At 73.2% G+C, this 19,157-nt stretch carries 11 protein-coding genes; 3 read left to right on the plus strand and 8 right to left on the minus strand.

The features are described 5' to 3' along the window. On the plus strand, positions 1 to 1,312 hold a 1,312-nt coding region (locus SZN_RS26390), incomplete at its 5' end, for a PP2C family protein-serine/threonine phosphatase (protein ID WP_007500722.1). A 293-nt stretch (positions 1,313 to 1,605) separates the two neighbouring features. On the opposite strand, the gene SZN_RS26395 is transcribed toward SZN_RS26390, so the two are convergent. Continuing rightward, positions 1,606 to 4,614 carry a 3-keto-alpha-glucoside-1,2-lyase-like domain-containing protein gene (locus SZN_RS26395; protein WP_043733216.1) on the minus strand — a complete coding sequence of 1,003 codons (3,009 nt, stop codon included), beginning with the start codon at positions 4,612 to 4,614 and terminating at the stop codon, positions 1,606 to 1,608. Between the two features lie 510 nt (positions 4,615 to 5,124). Continuing rightward, positions 5,125 to 5,736 carry a TetR/AcrR family transcriptional regulator gene (locus tag SZN_RS37765; RefSeq protein WP_007500725.1) on the minus strand — a complete coding sequence of 204 codons (612 nt, stop codon included), beginning with the start codon at positions 5,734 to 5,736 and terminating at the stop codon, positions 5,125 to 5,127. Positions 5,737 to 5,891: 155 nt separating this feature from the next. Between SZN_RS37765 and SZN_RS26405 the strand changes: the two genes are divergently transcribed. Next, positions 5,892 to 8,297 carry an MMPL family transporter gene (locus SZN_RS26405; RefSeq protein WP_007500727.1) on the plus strand — a complete coding sequence of 802 codons (2,406 nt, stop codon included), beginning with the start codon at positions 5,892 to 5,894 and terminating at the stop codon, positions 8,295 to 8,297. Positions 8,298 to 8,336: 39 nt separating this feature from the next. After that, positions 8,337 to 9,851 carry an MFS transporter gene (locus tag SZN_RS26410; protein WP_007500729.1) on the plus strand — a complete coding sequence of 505 codons (1,515 nt, stop codon included), beginning with the start codon at positions 8,337 to 8,339 and terminating at the stop codon, positions 9,849 to 9,851. 78 nt (positions 9,852 to 9,929) lie between these two features. Here SZN_RS26410 and SZN_RS26415 read toward each other — a convergent pair whose 3' ends face one another. From SZN_RS26415 to SZN_RS26440, 6 genes are all read right to left on the minus strand, one after another. Continuing rightward, positions 9,930 to 11,315: a cytochrome P450 gene (locus tag SZN_RS26415; RefSeq protein WP_007500731.1), complete on the minus strand. Its 1,386-nt coding sequence runs from the start codon at positions 11,313 to 11,315 to the stop codon at positions 9,930 to 9,932. After that, positions 11,312 to 12,442: a fatty acid desaturase gene (locus tag SZN_RS26420; protein ID WP_007500733.1), complete on the minus strand. Its 1,131-nt coding sequence runs from the start codon at positions 12,440 to 12,442 to the stop codon at positions 11,312 to 11,314. Before SZN_RS26420 ends, SZN_RS26415 begins: the two co-directional genes overlap by 4 nt. Further along, on the minus strand, positions 12,439 to 14,307 hold the full coding sequence (locus tag SZN_RS26425; RefSeq protein WP_007500735.1) for an NAD(P)/FAD-dependent oxidoreductase: 1,869 nt from the start codon (positions 14,305 to 14,307) through the stop codon (positions 12,439 to 12,441). Before SZN_RS26425 ends, SZN_RS26420 begins: the two co-directional genes overlap by 4 nt. A gap of 9 nt (positions 14,308 to 14,316) precedes the next feature. After that, entirely contained in the window at positions 14,317 to 14,934 is a 618-nt protein-coding gene (locus SZN_RS26430) for an SRPBCC family protein (RefSeq protein WP_007500737.1), read from the minus strand. After that, entirely contained in the window at positions 14,931 to 17,597 is a 2,667-nt protein-coding gene (locus SZN_RS26435; protein WP_007500739.1) for an aminotransferase class III-fold pyridoxal phosphate-dependent enzyme, read from the minus strand. The genes SZN_RS26430 and SZN_RS26435 overlap by 4 nt, the downstream gene beginning before the upstream one ends. 2 nt (positions 17,598 to 17,599) lie before the next feature. Further along, the coding region (locus tag SZN_RS26440; RefSeq protein ID WP_007500741.1) for an acyltransferase domain-containing protein at positions 17,600 to 19,157 on the minus strand (1,558 nt) is incomplete at its 5' end.

Raw genomic sequence — 19,157 nt, forward strand, 5'->3', positions numbered from 1 at the left:
CGACGTGTGGCTGCGCGGCCTCTCCGCCCAGCTCGCCCGTATCGAGGCCGCACTTGCGCACGCCCTCGACGGCCGCGACCGCCCGGTGCCCCCCGCCCGCGGGCCAGGGCGGCGCCGCGCCGCGCGACACGGTCCGCCGCCGCGGCCACGGGCGTTAGGGGGCGCCGCCGTGTCCGGTCCCGAGGAGCGTCCCGAACTGCGGCCCCCCACCCCGCGGGGCTGGGTGTGGTGGCTGCCCCTGGTCGCGGTGGCCGCCGACGTGGCCGCCGACGCCGCTCTCCAGGCACGCGAGCCGGTGAGCTTCCTGCTCATCGCGGTCCCGCCGCTGGCCGCCGCGACCCGCGGGCCGCGCGGCACCGCGCTGTCGGCCGCGGTGTGCCTGGGGCTGCAGATGGTGATGGCGGCCCGCAGACCCGGCCACTTCGGCGAGGCGGACCACATCGCCGTCTACGTGGCGACCGTCCTCATCGGCGTGGCCGGCGTCGCCCTCGCGGCGCAGCGCGAACGCAGCCGGCGGCACCTGGTCCGGGCCAACTCCGTGGCCGAGGCAATGCAGCGCACCCTGCTGCATCCCGTGCCGCCCCGGCTCGGACCGGTGCGCGCGGCGGGGTTCTACGAGGCGGGCGAGGGCGGCACGCTCGTCGGCGGCGACCTGTACGACGTCCGCGAGACGCCGTTCGGGGTGCGCGCGGTCATCGGTGACGTCCGCGGCAAGGGGCTGGACGCGGTGCACACGGTCGCCTCGGTGCTCGGGGGCTTCCGGGTCTCGGCCCACGAGTGGCGCAGCCTCAGCGGACTGGCCGGGCGGCTGGAGCTGAGCATCGCCCGCAACAGTCCGGGCGGCGAGGACGGGGACCCCGAGTTGTTCGTGACCGCGCTGGTCCTGGAGTTCCCGCCGGGCGGCGGCGAGGTGCGGATCGTCGACCGGGGCCACCCCGCGCCCCTGGCGGTGGGCCCGGACGGCGCCCGCCGGCTGGCCACCGCGCCCGGACTGCCGCTCGGGCTCGGTGCGCTGGCGCCGGGCGGGGAGGACGCCACGGTGCACCGGCTCGCCCGCTCGGAGGTGCTCGTCGTGCACACCGACGGCGTGAGCGAGGCCCGCGACGCGAACGGCGTGTTCTACCCGGTACGCGAACGCCTCGACGCACGCTTCCGCGGCCAGGAGCCGCCCGACCCCGAGACGGTCGTCGCCTTCGTACGGGCGGACTGCGAACGCTGGTCCGCCCAGCGCACCGACCCGGACGACCGGGCGGTCCTCGCCCTCTGCCCGGACGCCCCGGCCCCGGAACCCGAGCGGCCGCTCCCGCCGTGAAACCTGTCACCCACCTGCGTGGACAGAACAGCCGAGCGCGCCCGCCGGGCCGAGCGCGCGCTTCGCGGCGGTCAGGGCCGCGGCGAACGGGTCGGGGCGCTGACGGTCGTACCAGGGGCGGCGCCGGGACGACGGCCCGCCGCGCCCGCCCCCTGACGGCGCCCGGCACCGACCGAAGAGGGGCGGGCGCGGCGGCGGACGTGCTTCCAGCACGTCCGGGAACGCCGGGGCGCGCCCCCGAGCACGGGGGCGCGCCTCGGTCCCTCACCGGGTCGGCGGTGACGGGCTTCCTCTCAACTCAGCCTCTCCACGCGGATGTTGCGGAACCGGACCGCGTTGCCGTGGTCCTGGAGGCGGATCGGTCCCGCCGAGGGCCCCTCGGGGGCGCCCCCGCCGGTCGGGCCGTTGATCGCGACGCCGTCGTGGATCGTCCTGCCGTTCCAGACGACGGTCACGCGCGCGTCCTGCGTCTTGGCGCCGCTGCCGTCGAAGCGCGCGGCGCGGAAGGTGATGTCGTACGTCTGCCAAGTCTCCGGCGCCGTCGCCGCGTTGATGTCCGGGGCCTTCTTCTGGTAGATGGCCCCCGCCTCGTCGTCGGCGAGCGTCGTGTCCCCGAACGAGTCGAGGATCTGCACCTCGTAGCGGTCCTGGAGGTAGACGCCGCTGTTGCCGCGGTTCTGGCCGGTCACGTCGTCCGGCAGCTTCGGCACGCGGAACTCCACGTGCAGTCTGAAGTCCTGGTACGCCTCCTTGGTGCGGATGTCGCCGCAGCACACCTGCATGGACCGTTCGTCGGACAGCGGCCACTGCGCCGCCCGCCCGTCGGTCTGCTGCCACTGGCCCTGCGACGCCGCACTGCCGTCGAACAGGGCGACCGGGCTGCCGGCCGGACGCACGGTGATCAGATCGAGGTTGACGTTGCCGTCGTCCCCGGCGTCGAAGCGGTACGCGACCGTGTTGGCCCCCGCGCGCAGCCTGACCCGCTCGGTCCGGGTGGACCACGCCTGCCAGGTGCCCGTCGAGGCGAGCTCGGTCTGTCTGAGCTTGCGTCCGTTGGTGTACAGCGAGAGGGACTTGGTGCCCTGGAAGGGGTCGGGCCCGTTGGAGTAGCGCAGGCTCACGTCGTACTCGCCGGCCTTGGGGACCGTCACGTCGAACGTGGTGGCCGCCTTGCCCTCGGTGGTGTAGCGGTCCACGAACCCGCTGCCGGAGTAGCCGGGGTGGTTGGTGTTGATCCCGGCGGCCCCGGTCAGCCGCGCCTCCTCGGCCTCGTACATCGTGGCGGGCGCGGGCTGCCTGCCCGGCAGGGAGTTGAGCGTGTACCACGCCTCGGTGCTCCACAGCTTCTCGCCCGACTCGGACGCGAACGGCCGCGGGGAGCGCACGTACACGACCCGGCCGGGCTTGAGTCCGTCGAGCCGCAGCCGGACGGTGCGCCCGTCGGCGGCGAGGGTCGCGGAGGCCACCTTCAGCCGCTCCTCCGCGATCTTCGGACCGCCGTAGTCGGAGGTGGGCGTGTACCGCCACTGCTGGGCCTGGTAGCGGGCGGCCAGTTCCTGCGCGGTCGCCTGCGACAGCCGCTGGGTGTACTCCAGGTCGAAGCCGCCGGGGACGGCGCGCATCTCCTTGATGTCGAAGGTGTTCTTGCCGTTGGGCGTGAGCTTCTGGAGGCCGAACCTCAGCTTGCCCTCCTGGCCCCAGTTGCCTCCGGCGCCCAGACCGCCCGCGTAGACGGCGCCGTCGGGCCCCATCGTGATGCGGTTGACGCCCGCTTCGAGTCCCTGGGTGTAGCGGAACACCGCCCCCTGGTACTCGCCCTTGACCTTCTCCAGGAAGCCGCGCTGGAGTCCGCCGTAGGTGACGTCGCCGATGAGCATCTGACCGGCGAACCGGCCCTTGGTCAGATACAGCGGTGTGCTGGGGGAGTTGGCGATCTCGTTCTGCGGCAGCCACAGCACCGGCTGGGTCACCGCGCGGTCGTCGAACGGGCCCGCGGGTTCGGTGTAGTGGTTGAAGAACCGCTTCGGTTTGATCTGGACGAGCTTGGACGCCGGCAGCCAGCCGCCCTGGTTGTCGGTGGTGAAGAGGCCGCCGCCGGGGCCCCAGCCGATGCCGTTCGGGGTGCGCAGGCCGCCCGCCACGGGCTGGATCTTCCCGGTCTTCTTGCTGACCTTGTAGGCGGCGCCGCGTCCCGGGGCCGGCTGCGGAACCGTGGTGGCCCCGCCGTAGTTGATGGCGACGGAGAGGTTCACGTAGAAGTAGCCGTCGCGGTAGAGCAGGCCGAAGGCGAACTCGTGGAAGTTGCCGCTGAAGGGCCAGGTGGCGACCCTGCGGTACTGGTCGGTGACGAAGTCGCCGTTGGTGTCCACGAGTCGGGTCAGCTCGTGCTTCTGGGAGACGTACAGCGAGCCGTCCACGTACTTGATGCCCATGGGCTCGCGCAGCCCGCTGGCGATCTTCTTCACGGTGACCTTGTCCCGGCTGGTGGCGCCGGTGACGTTGTCGAGGAGGTACACCTCGCCGGCCGTGGTGTCGGTGCCGCCCCAGGTGGTGATCGCCAGGCGTCCGTCGGGCAGCCAGTCCATGCCGCTGACCTGCGGCTCGAATCCCTCCGGGCGCAGATCGGTGAGGTCGAGGTCGGGGCGTACGTCCGTCAGCGGCAGTCCGTCGCCGGGGCTGTCCGCGCCCGACTCGCACTCCTTGCGGCCGGGGGCGGTCACCCGGACCACTCCGGCGTCGGTGCTCAGCGCCTCCTTCGGCACGATGCTGAAGTCGTCGGCGCCCGGCGGCTTCCAGGCGAGCGCCAGGCGCTGGCCGCCGGTCCGCTCGAAGTAGTCGATGCGGAACGGCTGGGAGCCCGCGGTGAGTTGGACGGCACCGTCCTTGGGCTCGGCCCCGTGCAGCCCGTCGTGGTCGATGACCGTCTGCTCGCCGACGGTCAGCCGGGAGCCGTCGTCGCTGGTGAGGCGGAAGGTGTAGGTGCCGTCGCTCGGGACGACGAGGTAACCGGACACCTGGGCGCTGAAGTTGTCGCTCAGGCCCCCGAAGTCGTCGGTCGTGGACCAGTCGACGTTCGGCATCAGCTTGTCGACGTTCGGTGTCTGTCCCGGCTTGAGCGTGCACAGCTTGCTGAGCGGGACCTGGGTGTCGAACACCCGCAGGGTGACGCCCGGTTCCTGGGGTGGGATCTCGTCGGGGGCGGCGGCCGTCGGGGGTGCTGCCCAGATGCCCCCGAGGAGAAAGCTCCCGAGGAGCACGGCGCTGAGTCTTCTGCGGGCGCGGCGGAACAACCGTGGATGCATCGGTCCTCCAGAACGGACCGGAGGCCGCCGGATCGCACTCCGGTCGAGCTGACCCTCGGCGCGGGAGGGGCGCCGAGTCGTACGCGTGCGGTTGCGCCGCTACCGTAGGGGACTTTCGCCAGGCGCGTCCATACTTTGTCATCGATGAGTTCAAAGTCGGCCGCGGACAAGGGAACGCGCCCTTCCGCGGGGTGCACGGAAGGGCGCGTGCGGGTCGGCGGAGTCGTGAGGTCCGGCGTCGTTCGGCGCGCACCGGCCGCACGTCCCGCACGAGGGGGCGCCGGGCGCAGGTGAGGAGCACGGCGGCGAACACGATCCGCCCCGCCGGGGCGTTCTGGCGAGGGTGCCGGCGAGGGTGCCGGCGAGGAGGAGCGAGGCGGCGAGAAGGCCGAAGGCCGGGATCGCGGCGCTGAGGAGAGAGGACGCGCGGACACCGAGGGATGCGGGGCGGCGCGGGCGATGCCGGGGGATCCGCCGTCCTGCGGCCGGCGAACCCTCCCGGTCACAGCGCTAGCGCGGCCCGGTCTCCCTCAGTCCCCGCAGCAGGACTTGGACGGCCGCCCACAGCGCGTCCTCCAGGTCGAAGGGGGAGCGGGCCAGGGTCCAGCGCAGCACCATGCCGTCGATCATGGCGGCGACGGCCAGGGCGGCGGTGCGGGCGCGCGGGCCGGGCGCGGGGGAGTCCGGGCCGCCCAACTGCGCGAGCAGGACGGCGAGATGCTCGACGAACTGCTCGTGATGGGCGTCGAAGCAGGTGCGGATCTCGGGGATGGTGCGGCCGAGGGCGAGCAACTCCAGGGCCAGCGGCGCCCGGTCGGGGTTCTGCGCCAGTTCGCGGGCGAACGCCCGCACCACCATCCGGAGCCGGTCGGCGGCCGGCGCCCCGGCGGTCATGACGGCCCGCATCGCCTCGGCCTCATGGGCCAGCATCTGGTGGACCAGCCCGGTGGCCAGCTCCTCCTTGCTCCGGAAGTACCAGTACAGCCCGCCCTTGCTCACCCCGGCAGCCCGCACGACGTCGTCCATGCGGGCGTGGTGATAGCCGAGCCGGGCGAAGACCGCGGCCGCCGCCTCGAAGATCTGGGCCTTGCGCGCCACGGCGCGGTCCGCGTCGACCGTCATGGCCCACCGTCCTTCGTGACCTGCGGCGTCCCCCGGGAGCGGGGGTGGAACGGGGATCGTTTCCACCACCGTCGAAAGTATCACTAGACCGGCTGGTCGGTCTAGTGGCATACTCGACACGACCGACCAGTCAGTCGAGTGAGGAGTGGTGGCGTATGTCCCCCCGTAGGCAGCCGGAGCAGGGCGGTTACGGCCCGCCCCTTCTGCACCGGCTCGGCGCCTGGTGCGCCACGCACGTGTGGAAGGTCCTCGCCGCCTGGCTGGTGGTGCTCGTGGCGGGCGGCTTACTGGTTCCGACGTTCTCCGACAGCCTCACCGGCTCCTCCCTGAACGTGAGCGGCTCGGAGTCGGCCCGCGCCGAGAAGGCCATGAAGGAGGACTTCGACGGTTCCGTCACCGAGGACGTCGTCGTGGTCTTCGACTCGTCCACCCTCACGGTGAAGGACACGGCCTTCCGCGACGTGGTGCGCCGGGGCGTCGCGGAACTGCGCAAGCAGCCCGGCGTCGCGAGCGTCGAGGACCCGTACGCGCCCGGCGGCCAGGCGCAGATCGCCCCCGACGGCCGTACCGCACTCGTCCTGGCCGGACTGACCGGCGACGAGCGGGACCGGCAGGGCGACGCCCCCGGCATCCAGCAGGCCCTGGACGGGGTGCGGGCCGACGGCGTGGACGTCATGCTGACCGGCTCCAGCGCGCTCAACGCCGCCGTGGTCGAGCAGGAGGACAAGGACATCGCGCGGGCCGAGTCCATCGGCGTGCCCATCGCGCTGCTCGTCCTGCTGATCGCCTTCGGCACCCTGGTGGCCGCCGGGCTGCCGATCCTGCTGGGCGTCGCCGCGCTGATGACGTCGTTCGGCGTGCTGGGCGCGCTCAGCTACGTGACGAGCTTCGACACCTTCGTCCAGGCCGTCGTCACCATGCTCGGCCTCGCGCTCGGCATCGACTACTGCCTGTTCATCGTCACCCGCTACCGCGAGGAACTCCAGGCGCGGCCCGACCGGGCGATCGCGCAGACGGTCGGCGCCACCATGGCCAGCGCGGGCAAGGCCGTGCTGTTCTCCGGCTGCACCGTGCTGATCTCCGTAGCGGGCCTGCTGCTGGTGCGCGCGCCGGTGTTCCGCTCCATGGCCTTCGGGGTGATGGTCGCCGTCGCCGTGATGCTGACGGTGTCCATGACCCTGCTGCCGGCCGTGCTCGCCCTGTGCGGCACGAAGATCAACCGGCTGGCCGTGCCCGGACTGCGCCGCGCCGTCAGCCACCCCGACCCGGAGCACTCGATCTGGGCCCACTGGACCAGGTTCGTGCTGCGCCGCCCGCTGCTGATCGGCGGCGCCGCCGTCCTCGCCCTGGGCGCCGCCGCCGTGCCGGTCGCCGGTCTGAAGCTGGGCTTCGACGTCGGCGCCAGCGCCGTCGCCGACGCGCCCGCCGGCGCCGGATACGACCTGGTGTCCAAGAAGTTCGCCCCCGGTGCCGCCACGCCCATCCAGGTCGTCGTCACCAGCGACAAGGGCGCCTTCGACGACGGGGACCTCGCCGCGATGGACCGGCTCACCGCCCGGATCGAGGGCAACGACCAGGTCGACAGCGTCCTTTCGGTCACTTCCCTGCTCAAGGAGCAGGGCGGCCGCAGTGACAGCGCCACCCTGAAGGCGGCCCTCGCGAAGGACAGCGCCGCGCTGGACCGGATCGTCAACTCCCGTGCGGACGCGGCCGTTCTCACCGTCTTCTCCAAGGCGGCCCCGGACTCCGACGAGGCCATCGAGCTGGTGCACTGGATCCGCGGCACCGCGGGGCCGGACGCCGAGAACTCCGCCGACGCACTGACCGTCGCGACCGGCGGGCTCACCGCGCAGACCGTCGACGTCGCCGACGAGATCGACCGCTCCACCCCGTGGGTGCTGGCCGCCATCCTCGGACTGTCGTTCGTGCTGCTCCTGCTCGCCTTCCGCAGCCTGCTGCTGGCGTTCAGCGCCATCGTGATGAACCTGCTGTCCGTCGGCGCCGCCTTCGGCCTGCTCACCTGGGTCTTCCAGGAAGGCGCGGGCGAGTCGCTGCTCGACTTCACCAGCCGCGGCTTCATCCAGGCGTACCTGCCGCTGCTGACCTTCGTGGTGCTCTTCGGACTGTCCATGGACTACGAGGTGTTCATCATCTCCCGCATGAAGGAGGAGTGGGACCGCACCAAGGACAACACCCGGGCCGTCACCGTCGGCACCGTCCACACCGCCAAGGTCATCACCGCCGCGGCCGCCATCATGGTCGTCGTCTTCGCCGCCTTCATGATCACGAAGGTGGTCGAGGTGAAACAGATGGGCTTCGCGCTGGCCGTCGCCGTCCTCGTGGACGCCACGCTGATCCGCGTGATCATCGTCCCGGCCGCCATGCGACTGGCCGGGGACGCCAACTGGTGGCTGCCCGGCTGGCTCGACCGCGTCCTGCCGCGCGTCGACCTCACCGAAGGCCCCTCCCCGACCCCCGCCGGCGACGGCACCGACCCGGCAGTACCCGCTCCCGCGCAGGCGGCGAGGACATCGAGCACGTCCGGAACACCCTCCGACTGACCGCGATGCCCGCCCACACCGGGAGCCGACATTTCTGACGTGCAGCCGACGCCGGTCCGGCGGTGGCTGGGACTGGTCTGCCTGACCACGGCACTGCTGATCATCGGACTGGACGTCACGGTCCTGACGATCGCCCTGCCGACCCTGGCCACCGCCGTCGGCGCCACCACCTCCGAACTCCTGTGGATCACCAACGCGTTCACCCTGCCCTTCGCCGCGCTGCTGCTGCCCGCCACAGCCCTCGGCACCCGCGGCCGCAAACACCTGCTGATGGCGGGCCTCACCCTCTTCGCGGCGGGCTCCGCCGCCGCCCTGCCCGCCGACAGCGCGAGCGGCCTCATCGTCTCCCGCGCCCTGATGGGCGCCGGAGCGGCGGCGGCCGTACCGCACGCCCTGTCCCTCGCACCGGGCCTCGTCTCCCCGGCGGACCGCGACACGGCCGCCGCCGTGGCCTCCGCGGGCTTCGCCCTCGGGCTGCCGCTCGGCCCGGTGGCCGGCGGCTGGCTCCTGGCGGCCTCGGGATGGCACGCCATCTTCGTGCTCAACCTCGTGGTGATCCTCGCCGCGCTGGCCGGAGTCGCCCTCGCCGTCCCCGAACCCCGCAGGCGCCGCCCCGAGCCCGTCGACGCGGTCTGCGCCGTCCTCGCCCTCACCGGCACCTCGTCCGTCGCCTACGCCGTCACGGAGGCGACCACCCGGGGCTGGCACCATCCGGCGACCCTGCCGGTGCTCCTCGCCGGCACCGCGCTGCTGGGCGCCATGGTCGTCCGGCTGATCCGCACCCGCTCGCCGCTCGCCGACGCCGCCCTGTGGCGCCACCCGCGCTTCACCTGGGCGATCTGCACCCTGTCGTTCATCACGCTGGTCCTGCTCGCCCTGCTGTTCATGATCCCCCAGTACCTGCAGCAGGTGCAGGGGTACGACGCCCTGGCCACCGGGCTGCGCCTGATGCCCATGATGGCCGGGCTCGCCCTGGGCACGATCGCCGGAGACCGGCTGGCGAACGTCGTCGACGCCAAGTGGACACTCGTCCTCGGCCTGCTGCTGTGGTCGTTCGGACTGCTGTGGATCGGCCGGCTCGGACACGGCAGTTCCTACCCGGGCGCCGCCGGCGCCCTGCTCACCACCGGGCTCGCGCTCGGCTGCACGCTGCCCACCGCGCTGGCCGTGGTCACCGGATCGCCGCCGCCCGAGAAGGCCGTGACCGCCCACGCGCTCGCCAACGCCTGCCGGCAGATCGCCGCCGCCCTCGGCATCGCCGTGCTGGGCGGGGTGCTGAACACCACCTACCGGCGGGAGCTGCGCGAGGACGCACCCGCGGGACTGGCCGACGGGGTGGTGGACGAGGCGCGCCAGAGCATCGCCGGCGCCGCCGAGGCCGCCGCCGCGCTGCCCGCGCGCGAGGGCGAGGACCTGATGGCCCTCGCCCACCACGCCTTCGTCACCGGGATGACCCTCACGGCCCGGATCGGCGCGTCCGTGACCGCCCTGCTGGCCCTGCTCCTCGTGGTCTACATGCCCACCGTCCGGCACGCGGCGTCCGCCGCTCCCTGAGGGCACCCGGGCACGGCACGGCGGCGGCCCCGCACTCCCGCTCGCACGGAGTGCGGGGCCGCCGCCGGCCGCGCCGGATCACCTCGCGACGACGCGCGCCCGCACCCCCGGACTCGGCCGCAGGTTCACCAGCAGCTCCGGCGTCACCTCCGCGCCCTGCGGCAGCAGGTCGAACGCGAGGCGCTGATGGAGCACCACGGTCAGCAGATGCCCCTCCATCATGGCCAGATGACTGCCCGGACAGACGTTCCCGCCGGTTCCGAACGGCAGATAGGCGCCCTTGGGCAGCGTCCTCTCCCGCTCCCGGGCGAAGCGGTCCGGGTCGAAGCGCTCCGGGTCGGCGAACACCTGCGGATTGCGGTGCAGGCTGTAGGCGTTGAGGAAGATCATCGTCCCCGCCTTCACCCGGTGGCCGCCGACCACCGTGTCCCTGACCGCCTGCCGGGGAATCACCGCCGCCGGCGGATACAGCCGCATCGCCTCCTTGAACACCTGGAGGCAGTAAGGAAGTCGAGGCAGATCCTCGAAGGTGACCGTGCGCTCGCCGAGGACCGTCCCGATCTCGTGGTGCACCCGCTCAAGGACATCGGGATGCCGGGCCAGCAGGTACAGCGTCCACGCCTGCGCGTCGGCCGACGTCTCCTGCGCCGCGCCCCACGCGGTCAGCACCTCGTCGAGGAGCAGTTCCTCGCTCATCGCGGTGCCGTCCTCGTACCGGGACGCCAGCAGGTCGCCCAGGATGTCCTCGGGGACCTCGGCACCGGCCGCGGCGGCCTCCTGCCGCTCGCGGACGAAGCGGGCGATCCACGCGCGGATACCGGTCATCGCGCGCCGCGCACGCAGGTTGCGCGGCACGGGCACCCACAGGGGAAGCGCCACCGGGCTCGTGATGGCGTGCATCTCCCACGCGAACGCCTCGGTGATCGCCTCCGCCAGGGCGTGGTTGTCGCTGCTGGAGGCGGTGAACAGGAGGCGGCTGACGATGTCCATCGTCAGCGTGTTCATCTCCGCCACCAGGTCCACGTCGACGCCCGCGCGCCAGCGCCCCGCCAGGCTCTCCGCCGTGGCGACGACCGCCTGCGCGTGCCGGGGTATGCGGCGCGGCGAGAAGTGAGGCAGCACCAGCCGGCGCTGCCTCCTGTGCAGTTCGCCCTCGCTGGTGAGCAGGCCGTCACCCATCAGCGGGGTCAGCGCGCGCGTCTGCCGCCGGCCCCGGCCGAAGTCGTCGGCGTTCTCGATGAGGACGTCCCGGGCCGCGGCCGGGGTGGACACCGTGGCGGCCACGGTGCCGCCGATGCGGAACCCCATCACCCCCTCCGAGGCCGAGGCCAGCCGGTGCAGGGTCCCGATGGCGTCGGCCTGGAGGGCCGCGGCGTGCCCGAGCAGGCCGCCGCCGGACGCCATGGGCAGCCGGCGCGGACGGGACGGCGAACGCCGCTCGCGCGGCGGGGCTTCGGCGGTCATACCGCGGCCTCCTTCAACGGCGTGCGCGGCAGCAGCGTGCCCGCCTTCTTGTGGGCGCGGGCCTCCCGCCACAGCCGCCGCAGCGAGGACGCGAGGCCCGCGCTCTCGGTCAGCCGGTAGGCGGAGTCCTCCGGCAGGCCGGCCACCAGCCGCGCGTGCGCCTCGGGGAAGCTGTGGTACGGCAGTCCGGGCATCAGGTGGTGCAGGGCGTGCAGCCGCAGCCCCACCGGCGCCCACAGCTCGCCCAGCAGCCGGGCCCGCGGATGGTTCACGGTGTCCATCATCTGCTCCACGACGCTCATCTCGTCCTCGTCGCCGAGGTAGCGGTGGGCGGCCAGCAGCCGCAGCGAGTTGACGAACGCGATGGTCACGAACAGCGCGTACCACTGGACCAGCCGCGACAGCGGCACGGCGCCCACCGCGAGCAGCGCCGCCGCCGCCGCGATCCACGCCAGGCACAGCGCCTCCTGGCCGCGCCACAGCCACTTCTCCCCGGCGGTGGGCTGGCGCCCCCGGTACTCGAAGTCGATCTTCAGCGCCGAGACATTGCTGTACAGGTACTCCCGGACCCTCGGCACGCACCACGACAGCGGTGTGAGCACCGCGAAGCGGTAGGGGCCGAAGAACGGCAGGAACAGCGGAGTGATCAGCAGGCCCACGATGTTCGACGGTGCCATCCGCGCCAGCGGCAGGTACTCGGCGTCCTGCGGGGTGCCGTACAGCTTGCGGTTGTGGTGCTCGCCGTGGCACTCGTACATGAAGACCGGCACCATCATGGGGATGCCGAACACGGCGTTCCACCACATACGGAAGGGGCCGAAGCTCTTCTTCGCACGGAAGTGCGCGATCTCGTGGATGAAGGCGAAGCAGCGGTACGCCGCCAGCACCGAGACGGCGAACGCCGCCACGCCCAGCGGACTGGGGCCGCCCAGCGGCCCCACCGCCCAGAACGCCGTCCCCGCCAGCAGCACGCTGAGCGTGAAGTCGGTCCAGTACCGCGCCATCCGCGGGCCGAACAGCCCGCGCAGCAGGTCGTGCGCCTCCTTCACGGAGAAGCGCTCCATCGCCGCGACCTGGCGCGCCTCCCAGGGGATCGGCGTCCCGCGTGTCCGCTCCCCGGCCGTCATCGGGTGCCTCCGCCCCGGCGCCGGCGCAGCGCCCGGCGCACCTTGCGCACCCGGGTGTCCGCGATGTCCAGCAGCGTGCCCAGCGACGTCATGGCGACGAGCATCGGACCGGAGCCGGCGGGGATCACGGGCCGGTACTCGGTTCCGGTCACCTGCATGAACTCCGGTTCCCTGATGGCGGGCAGCGTCAGGTCGGCGCGCTCCAGCCGGTGCACGTACGGCAGCCGCCAGATGCCGGGGAGGGCGGCGTGCGCGCGCATGCCGGCCTTGGTCGCGGGGAGCTTCTCGCCGTTGTCCAGCCGCCACAGCGCCCGGCGTTCCAGGCCCTCGTGCCATTTCTCCAGCAGGCCGGCGACCCGGTGCGGGTCCATCCGGTGCCAGGGGGCGGACTGGGACAGGAACAGCCGCCGCTCCAGGCCCGCCCGCAGACGCGCGTGCTCCACGCTCTCCTCGTCCGTGCGGCCGCCCGTCTCGGTGAGCCAGCGCGAGACGCGGTAGCGGCCCAGCAGCGCCGCCCCGAACACCATGTAGTCCAGCAGGTGGTCCAGGATGAAGAAGCGGCTGTCGGCGATGGCCGGCCCGTACTTGGAGCGCACCATCGAGCGGATGATGCGCCAGTCCGCGGTCGCGGCACGGTTGACGTGGTCGAGGTAGTCCATGTCGAGCCGGCCCTGCTGGACGTCGCGCTGGGCGATGTTGGCCAGGTGCCACGCGGTGACCATGGACAGGCTGATGCCCTGGCTGTAGAACGCGTCGATCATGCTGGAGGCGTCGCCGACCATGGCGTAACGCTGCGGCGAGATGAAGGTGTTGGTCATGCGCTGCACATCGCGGTAGGCGCTGAACTCCAGGACGTTCTCCTCCTGGAGCCAGTCCAGCAGCGGGTAACGGCGCAGGACCTTCCAGAAGACCTCGCGGGCGTTGCCCTCCTCCGGCGGGCGCTGCTGGCTGTAGGTGACGCCGACGCTGATGCGGTCGTCCTTGAGCCGGATCAGCCAGATCCAGTAGCCGTCGCCCCACAGATGCACGGTGGTGTGCTCGCGCTCGGTGACCTCGCCGTCGGGGAAGGCGAACTTCCAGCGCTCGTCGAAGAGATCGGGGGTGCAGTGGGAGAACTGGGCCCAGGCCGCCGTCGTGGAGAACCCGTCGTCCAGGGGGATGTCGTGGCCGAAGCGCCGCGACAGCATACGGGTGCGGCCGGTGCAGTCGGCGATCCAGCGCGCGGAGATCGTCCCGCTGCGGTCCTTCTCGCGCGAACTCCACTGCAGAGTGTGGTCCTCGCCGTCCTCGCCCAGCACCACGTCGCGGACCAGACCGCAGTCGAGGAAGGTCACCCCGGGTGTCGTACGGGCCCGGTCGCGCAGCACCTTCTCGACCTCGGGGCGCACGATCTGGGCGTCCTTGAACATGGTGCGGTGGAACAGCGGGTCCTCGATCTTCTCGATCCAGTGCGGGGGCAGCGTGCTCTGGAAGCCCCACTCCGAGACCGACTCGTCGAAGCTGGTGCGGCCCTCCAGGCCGTGCACCATCCAGAAGCCCTTCTTGCCGAAGGACTGCTCCAGTTCCTCGTCGAGTTCGCCGAGGCTGCGCAGGAACGCGTTGGAGAACACCAGCAGCGACTCGCCGACCTTGTAACTGGCCTGCTGCTTCTCGGTGGGCTGGTCGATGCAGACCACCGACAGCCCGCGCTTGGCATGGGCGATGGCCGTGATGAGACCCACGATTCCATGGCCGACCACGCAGACGTCGGCCCGCACATGCTCCTGCGGGGCCGCGGCGTCCGGCTGTTCGGCGGGCGCGACCGCGCGGACGCGGGAGCGCGCACCGGTCGTGCTGCGGGGGGTCGTCCTGTCTGAGTTGGGCACCGAATCTCCTCAGTCCGCGGGTCGGGGGGCCAGCCGGGCGAAGCGCCGCGCCACACGGCGATGGCGATGGGCGAAGAGCTGCTGGACGGTCCGCCGGTAGACCGGGGTCATCGGCCGCAGGTGCGGCTTGAGCACATAGGTCAGCCGGTCGCTGAGCACCGTCCCGCCGTTCTTGCCCTCGACGACCCGCTCGTGGATCCAGGCGTGGGCGGAGGACATCCGCGACACCTCCAGGAAGCGCCGGCCCTCCTCCCGCTCGGCGATGACGACGTCGTCGTAGTCGTACGGCAGCAGCCGGCCCAGCAGGATCCAGGACCGGCCCAGCGGCCGGCCCAGCGGCACCCGGGCCAGCGACGGGGTGCCGATGCCCCGCATCCGCCGGGGCAGGGTCATGCGCATCACCGGGGAGAGCTCCGCGTTGATGCCGTCGACCTCCGTCGCCCCCTGCCACACCTGCGCGGGATCGGCGCCCGGCAGGAACGAGGAGCGGTACACCTGCTGCCACCGGGCGTCGGGGACGCTTTCGAGGTCGGGATAGTAGGCGAGCACCGACGGGTCGGGTCGGTGGGACGACCGTGGCGCGGTCGCCGCCGGCGCCCGGCCGGCGTCGTCGAGTGAGTCGTTCATGAGGAAGGGCCTCCCTGCCGCTCCTGATCGGGCTCCGTCGGCAGGTACAGCCGGTAGCCCAGCTTGCGGGCCTCGTCTCGCAGCATGCGCACCAGATCGACGGAGAGCCTGTCGCCGTGACTGACGACGGGGTCGTGCAGGCGGTGGGCGAGGATCATCGTCTCGGCGGTGCAGGCGTAGGTCACGCCGTGCGGAACCCCGAAGTCGATCCCCATGTCCCGGCCGCCCGGCATCCGGACGAGACCGCCCGCCACCACCCGAAGATCGGGCCGGGCCGCCTTCAGCTGCGGGCCCACGTTCGGCGGCTGCGACACGTCGCAGACCGCGGCGCCCCGGCGCACCAGCTCCGGCTGGATCAGCTGGTCCGGCGTCGACGTGGCCGCCAGGACCAGGTCGCCCGCCGGCAGGACCTCCTCGGCGTCCACGGACGCGGTCAGCAGCCCCAGCCCCACGAGTTCGGCCGCGATCCGGGGCGCGCCCGCGCCCGCGGCGGCCCGCGCGCGGACCTCCCGGGCCAGCGAGCCGGCCCGGGAGGCGTCGTCGGCCTCCATCAGATGGCCGACCACCGACTCCAGCGCCGCGGCCAGCCGCCGTTCGCTGCGCGCCCGGTTGGCGGGGTTGCCCACCAGCACCAGCCGGCCGACCTTCTCCGCCAGCAGCAGACCGGACGCCAGGCCGATCGCGCCCGCGCCGCCCAGCACCACGCAGCACGCCTCGCCGAGCTCGATGCCCTGCTGCCGGGCCGCCTCCTCCAGGCCGTCCACCGCCGCCGCCACCGTGTAGGCGTTGCCCGTGGTCACCGGAACCGGAACGTCCCGCAGCGCCGTCGCGTTCGCCGTGATGACCGACGTGTACGCGCCGAGCCCCACCAGTTGCGCGCCGCGTGCCACGGCGTCGTCGACGGCCTCCTGCACCAGCGCCGCCGACGCGGCGCTCGGCATGTCCAGCAGCCGCTGCGCCCCGTACGGCAGCGCGAAGACCTCCCCGTACGAGCTCTCGCCGGTGTCGGTCTCCACCCGGCACCGCCCGACCAGCATGGCCGCCGCGGTGTCGACGTTGCGGCACTGGTTCATCCGGTCGAACAGCACCCGCACCTGCTCACCCGGCAGTCCGAGCATGCTGTCGTAACTCTCGTAGCTCGCCAGGTCCGTGGGGTGCGCGAGGAACGCCCAGCGCGGCTCGCCGTCGCGCGGCCGCAGCCGCTCGGCCCGGACCACGCCCGCCGTCCGCCCGTCGTCCGCGCGGGCGGCGGGGCGCTCCGCGGCCGGCAGGAGATGCGCGAAGAAGCGTGCGCTGTCGCCCCGTTCGATCACCTCAAGACCCCGGTCCAGGGCGCCGAGCAGGGTGTCGCAGTCCGCCTCGGAGACGTTCAGCGGCGGCTCGACGCGCAGCACGCTGTTGGCGAAGTAGGCGGGCGCCAGGCGGACGCCCTCGTTGCGCAGCAGGTAGCCGCACAGGAACCCGGCCAGCCCCTCCTGGTCGGCCAGCGAGCGGAACAGGCCCTGCCGGGCGTGCAGATCGGGGTCGTCGGAGAGCTGCACGCCGAGCAGCAGGCCCTGCCCGCGCACGTCCGCGACCAGCTCCGGATGGCGGGCGGCGACCTCGCGCAGCCCCGCGAGCAGGTGCTCGCCGCGCCGGGCGACCTGGCGCACCAGGGCCTGGTCGTCGGCGGTGAGCAGTTCGACCGCGCCGACGCCCACCCGGGAGCAGAAGGCGTTCCCGCCGAAGGTGGAGGTGTGCCGCAGCCCGAAGTCCTCGGTGAGGCTGTCCTGTCCGAACACCACGGCCCCGATCGGCACCATGCCGCCGCCCAGCGCCTTGGCGAGCGGCATGATGTCGGGCACCACGCCGTGGTGCTCGCACGCGAACATCCGCCCGGTACGGCCGAGTCCGGTCTGCACCTCGTCGACGATCAGCTTGGCGCCGTGCCGGGTGCACAGCTCGCGCGCGGCGGCGAGATAGCCCGGCGGGGCCGGCACGATGCCGCCCTCGCCCTGGAGGGGTTCGACGATGAACGCCGCGATCTCGCCGGGGTGTTCGGCGAAGACCCGCTCAAGGGCGGCCGGATCGCCGAAGGGGATGTGGTGGAAGCCGGCCGACGGGGCCCCGAACGGCGTCTGGTAGCGGGGCCGTCCGGTGGCGGACAGCGCGCCGAGGGTCTTGCCGTGGAAGGAGTTGCGGGTGGAGACCACCAGGCGGCGGCCGGTGGCGGCGCGGGCCAGCTTCAGCGCCGCCTCCACCGCCTCGGCACCGCTGTTGCACTGCCACACCTGGTCCAGGTGGCCGGGCGCGACCGCGGCCAGGCGCTCCGCGAGCAGGGCGGAGGCGCCGAGCACGGACGGCAGGGTGATGCTGGGCTCGCCCGCGTCCTGGACGGCGGAGATCGCCTTCCACATCTCCGGCGGGTTGTGCCCGAAGGGCAGGGCCCCGTAGGCGCCCGCGAAGTCGAGGTACTCGTTGCCCGCCGGGTCGTAGAGCCGGGTGCCCTCGCCGCGCACGTAGTGCACGTCCAGGCCGAGGCCGTCGAGCATACGGGCGATGTAGGGGTTGGCGTGGCGCCGGTAGCGCTCGGCGGTCTCGTCCCGGGCGGCGACACCGCTGAGCCGGGCCCGCAGCGCGGCACGTTTTTCTTCGGCGGTGCTGGTCGGTGGGGTGGATGCCACAGTTATCGTTCCTCTTCGGAGTCGAGTGCCGCCATCAGACGGTCGAGTTCTTCCTCGGACAGTTCGTCCAGGTGGTCCAAGGCGTGCCGGGCCTGGGCCGAGGTGGGGCCGCGCCTCTCGCCGGCCGTCGCGAGGGTGCGGGCGACCTCCCGCAGGGTCGCGCCCTCGGTGAGCACCGTGATGGGGATCGCCGCGGCCAGATCGCTCTCCAGGCGGTTCTTCAGCTCCACGAAGGAGACCGAGTCGACGTCCAGGTCGCGCGCGGACCGGTCGGGGTCCAGCACGGCGGGGTCGGTGCGCATGATGTCGGCGAGGTGGGTGACGAGCCGGTCCAGGACGGCGTCCACGTCCAGCGCAGGGTCCGCCGTGTCCTGCGGGTCCGCCGCCCCCGCACCGGGCGCTGCGCCGGCCGGGGCGCCCGAGATCCAGTACCGGCGGTGCTGCCAGGGGTAGGTGGGCAGCGGCACCATCGGGCACGGCCCGGGGTAGACGGCGGCCCAGTCCACCTCGTTGCCGGCCGCCCACAGCTGACCCAACGCGGCGTACAGGGAAGGCAGTTCGTCCTGGCGCCGGCGCAGGGTGGCCACCGTGTGCACCCGGACCTCGCCGGTCCTGGCGCCGGCCAGGCGCTGCACATGGGGCAGGAGCGCGGGGTGGGGGCCGATCTCCACGAAGCAGGTGACGCCGTCGTCGATCATCGCGTCCACCGCGTCGCTGAAGCGGACCGGGAGAGCGGCGTTGGCGGCCCAGTGCGCGCCGGTCAGCTCGTCGCCCGCCCGCTGGGCGCCCGTCACCGTCGAGTACAGCGGGACGCCGCCCGGGGCGGGCCGCAGGTGCGCGAGCTCCTTCTCCAGCTGATCCGCGACGGGTCCGAGCGCCGGGCTGTGGAAGGCGTAGTCCGTGTCCAGCCGGGTGACGCGCCAGTCCGCCAGACGGGGCAGCAGTGCCTCCAGGCGCGGTGCGGGCCCGGCGACCACGGTGCCCTCCGGTCCGTTCACGGCGGCGATGCCGACCTCGTCGCCCGGCCCGTCGGGGTCCCGCCGGGCGCGGGCCAGTGCCTCGGCCACCCGCCCGGCGCCCGCCCGCACCGCGTACATCGCGCCGCCGGACGCGTGCGCGTGCAGGGCCTCGCCGCGGGCCATGATCACCTCCACGGCCTGCTCGCGGGTCAGGGCGCCGCTCGCGAGCGCGGCGGACACCTCGCCCACGCTGTGTCCGCAGACCGCCTCGGCCCGCAGCCCCCAGGCGTCGAGCCGTCCCGTCAGGGCGGCCTGGAGCGCGGCGATGGCGAGCTGCGCGAACCGGGTGTCGCGCAGCGCCTCCTCGCATCCGGCACCCGCGAGCGTCGCCATCAGCGCGGGGCCGCCCGCGGTGGCGATCGCCCGGTCCCAGGCGAGGAGTTCGCCCCGGACGAGCGCGTCGCCCTCGGCGAGCGCGACGCCCATGCCGGCCCACTGCCCGGCCTGCCCGGAGTAGACGAAGCCGAGCCGCTGCGGGACCGACGGCGCCCCGGACGCGAGGCCCGTGTGCGCGTCGGCCGCCCGGCGCAGCGCCTCGGCC

This window comes from Streptomyces zinciresistens K42, from assembly GCF_000225525.1.
Lineage (GTDB): Bacteria > Actinomycetota > Actinomycetes > Streptomycetales > Streptomycetaceae > Streptomyces > Streptomyces zinciresistens.

What these genes read in the sequence shown, in the direction of transcription:
- SZN_RS26395 (WP_043733216.1), bottom strand. Translation starts at nt 4,614, where the DNA reads ATGCATCCACGGTTGTTCCGCCGCGCCCGCAGAAGACTCAGCGCCGTG.
- SZN_RS37765 (WP_007500725.1), bottom strand. Translation starts at nt 5,736, where the DNA reads ATGACGGTCGACGCGGACCGCGCCGTGGCGCGCAAGGCCCAGATCTTC.
- SZN_RS26405 (WP_007500727.1), top strand. Translation starts at nt 5,892, where the DNA reads ATGTCCCCCCGTAGGCAGCCGGAGCAGGGCGGTTACGGCCCGCCCCTT.
- SZN_RS26415 (WP_007500731.1), bottom strand. Translation starts at nt 11,315, where the DNA reads ATGACCGCCGAAGCCCCGCCGCGCGAGCGGCGTTCGCCGTCCCGTCCG.
- SZN_RS26420 (WP_007500733.1), bottom strand. Translation starts at nt 12,442, where the DNA reads ATGACGGCCGGGGAGCGGACACGCGGGACGCCGATCCCCTGGGAGGCG.
- SZN_RS26430 (WP_007500737.1), bottom strand. Translation starts at nt 14,934, where the DNA reads ATGAACGACTCACTCGACGACGCCGGCCGGGCGCCGGCGGCGACCGCG.